This is a genomic window from Glutamicibacter sp. NPDC087583 (genome assembly GCF_044743685.1).
In the GTDB taxonomy this organism is placed as follows: domain Bacteria; phylum Actinomycetota; class Actinomycetes; order Actinomycetales; family Micrococcaceae; genus Glutamicibacter.
Window position 1 is genome coordinate 1 of sequence record NZ_JBIUWY010000016.1, and the last position, 2,883, is coordinate 2,883.

Consider the following 2,883-nt stretch of genomic DNA (forward strand, 5'->3'; position numbering starts at 1 on the left):
TTCTCGGCGACAAGGAAAAACTATACACAGGTTTTGGGGGTCCTGCAAATCGGGTGGGTGGTTTTTGACGGTGACCGTGCACACTTAATTCCTGAACTGCTGATTCGGCTCTTTCCATGTGCCCAATCGCTGGCAATTATTACCGAGCTAGGGCTGAGCGCGTAAACATTATTTCGCAGCTGCACAGAGCATCAGCGCCTGTACCTAGCGAGTTTATTGAACCCTTGAGAAGCGTACGCATATACGCGAACCCAATGAATTGTGCCCACATCAGCCGATTAGACGATGCGGGCGCATGCGTGCGTCTGAGCAAGGCACAAGAAGAGAACGCACATGGCGAAACGATGCATCTGGAGGTTCCATGCGCGTGACGGCCAAGGCGGCATCAGCGCAATGACTACCTAGAGCAGTCGGCATTGATGCCGGCCCAATACAGGTCTTGCAGTGCTACGTAAGCACCACCCTCGGCTACGGTGAATAGCAGCGATATTTCGATCGCTGCCACTCCACTTGATGATCTACCGAATACAGGATGAAGTCTATGAAGTTCACGGCGTTGGAACGCTATTGCCACCTCACTGGGCAATCGTATGGCGAGGTGACTCCCGAAGAACAGCAGAGCGATTATCAAGCCGGGGTAACTGAGCTTGACGGACAGCGGTGGCGGATCAGGACCGCACGGATCACGCCAACAAAGCCAGGTGGGTTCGTAGCCATATGGCATCGGGACGAAACTGGGACTACTGCCCCCTACGAATCCGAAGAGGGACTGCGCGGAGTTATGGTCTTTATCGAGGAAGCCGGCTGTTTCGGCGTATTCCGCTTTACTCAACAGCACCTCGAGGAGCTGGGCGTCTTCGCCTCAGCATCGGCTCCAGGCAAGCGCGGTTTCCGCGTCTATCCATCATGGACGGCTGGCCTTAAGGGGCAAGCGAAGAAAAGCCAGAATAGTCAGCTGCCTGCGTTCACGTTGCTCGCAGACTAACTTGTCCCGCTCAGACGCCTACTGCAGCTCCATGCGCCGGAACCTGAGTTCTCGTTGCGCACCACGCAAAGGTGAACCTTCAAAAGGCAACTCGCTGAGATCCACAGTCAATGCGGCTTTCAATGCCAACTGGTTCGCTGACTGCGTGGCCCGGTCAGCCAAGCCGAGCACCCTTGCAAGCTCCGCCCAGTGCTTCTTCTTCAGATTCTTAGCCTTGCCGGCAACAGTCAAAGCCATGGTGTCATCGCCGTAGACCAGGGTGCATGGGATGTCGTAGATGGGCGCTACATTAAACCGTCCATGCAAGTCCGCCAGAATCGAGACGTTCTTTCCATGCAAGTCGCCGTTGCCAGTTAGCCACGCAAAGACGAACTGCATGTATAGATTGCGCCTGGCGAGCACCGGAGCCTGGCACTGCAGCGCTAAGGCTTCAATAGCTTGTTCCGTGCTCACTGCATACTTGCTTGCCGGCGGAAGGTTCAATACCTGCATGGCATCTTCCAACGCCAAACGCGTGGGACTATCCGCCCCCTCGACACCCTCGCGATCGAACCTCTCGACCAGCAGCCCCGGACTCCCAGTGGAATCCAGTACTAGCCGATTGTTTGCGACCGGAAGTTTGAGCAATCGCGCTGCTTTCAGGTGCTGCGCCTCATTAACGACCAAATGCGGATGATCCCGGGGATCAAGCTTGAGCAGATAGGCGCTGTTCTTGAACTCCACTGGTGTTGTCAGCATGGTTGCGCTGATCTTGTCTTGCACGCCGGGGATCGAGTGGCGGTCCAAGGTGCGCGCGAGGACCGAGAAGTCGAGTTCGGCCGTGCTGCTGAATTCAGCAACCACGGGGGTTTGCTCCAGTGCTGATCCTTCCGGAACAACGCGTACATTGCCTGGAGTATCGGCGCCCACTGCCATCAGCAGAGTCAACTCGTCAGAGATGCTGGTCTTAGTTGCGTCCTTGAGAACGGTCAGGCGATGGCCTTCGGGCAATAGTCCCGGGAAGAACGATGGCAACGCGCCCCCAGGCCCAACGTATGCCTCCGGAGAAGCTGGCAAAGATGTCGCAATGCCCGCGCCACCATGTGCAAGGTAGTCCTTGTTATAGCTGAAGGCCACGCTTCCGTCGGACTGTCTGGCTAGAGTGCCGGCGAGGTTTTCGTTGCAGTAGACGTCAGCCTTGGTAACAAGCTTGAGCTCTTGGAGTTGCGGCTTCATTTGGCCACGCGAATTCGAAGGCCGAGTACATTTGCGACGGAGAGCACCGCTTCAATGGAGGGGTTTCCCGCCCCTCGTTCTATGGAGCGCAGCGTACGTTCGGAGATGCCAGCTAATTCAGCCAGCTGTTCCTGCGTCAGGCCATTCTGTTTTCTAACGCGCTGCAATTCGGCCCCTAGCTCAGTCACTGAATTCATGAAGGATCCTCTTCCGGCAGCATTTCGCCGATTGGCGACATTCTGCTCACTATCATTCAGCATGGAGCAAGAATCGGCAACAAGTTACCGAAATGATAGCCAGGTGCAAGCAATCGATTGTCAGAGGCATCAAAAGGCAGGATCTTGCCGATTGGCGGACCAGAACCCATCGGATAAAGCACCTGCAACGGAGCGGGCGTTCTCTCCCGTAGTGAGCCACGGAGGTCCAGGGCCACGCCGTCTGCTTAGTCGCTTCAAGCGAGTCCGACATCGGGACACAGCTTAGCCATGGCTGCATTCACAACCCCATGCCTGCCTGGTCGTTCCTTGAGCGGTCTGCGCTAGCGACCAGCACTCAAGCTCGTTAAAGCAGGAGGGGAGGAGGAACCAGGCAGCACCAGCTGCCCAATTCCCCCTCCCCTTCCCGTTAAACAGGTGAGGCCCCGGCACCAAACGGTACCAGGGCCTCAAACCATCTACTCAAGT

Annotated in this window: 3 protein-coding genes; 1 reads left to right on the forward strand and 2 read right to left on the reverse strand. The window is 56.4% G+C overall.

Annotation, left to right across the window (positions count from 1 at the left end; all coding sequences use genetic code 11):
- Window positions 1-541: 541 nt before the first annotated feature.
- Window positions 542-985, forward strand: a complete 444-nt coding sequence (locus ACIOU9_RS17895; RefSeq protein WP_038993720.1) for a MepB family protein — start codon at window positions 542-544, stop codon at window positions 983-985.
- Window positions 986-1,003: 18 nt separating this feature from the next.
- Here the strand turns inward: ACIOU9_RS17895 and ACIOU9_RS17900 are convergent, their stop codons facing one another.
- Together ACIOU9_RS17900 and ACIOU9_RS17905 are read right to left on the reverse strand one after the other, a co-directional pair.
- Window positions 1,004-2,200 (reverse strand): type II toxin-antitoxin system HipA family toxin, encoded by a 1,197-nt coding sequence (locus ACIOU9_RS17900; protein ID WP_402697800.1) that lies wholly within the window; start codon window positions 2,198-2,200, stop codon window positions 1,004-1,006.
- On the reverse strand, window positions 2,197-2,397 hold the full coding sequence (locus tag ACIOU9_RS17905) for a helix-turn-helix transcriptional regulator (RefSeq protein WP_105662736.1): 201 nt from the start codon (window positions 2,395-2,397) through the stop codon (window positions 2,197-2,199). Before ACIOU9_RS17905 ends, ACIOU9_RS17900 begins: the two co-directional genes overlap by 4 nt.
- Window positions 2,398-2,883 lie beyond the last annotated feature (486 nt).

Coding starts and splice junctions, on each gene's coding strand:
- ACIOU9_RS17900 (WP_402697800.1), bottom strand. CDS start 2,200: ATGAAGCCGCAACTCCAAGAGCTCAAGCTTGTTACCAAGGCTGACGTC.
- ACIOU9_RS17905 (WP_105662736.1), bottom strand. CDS start 2,397: ATGAATTCAGTGACTGAGCTAGGGGCCGAATTGCAGCGCGTTAGAAAA.
- ACIOU9_RS17895 (WP_038993720.1), top strand. CDS start 542: ATGAAGTTCACGGCGTTGGAACGCTATTGCCACCTCACTGGGCAATCG.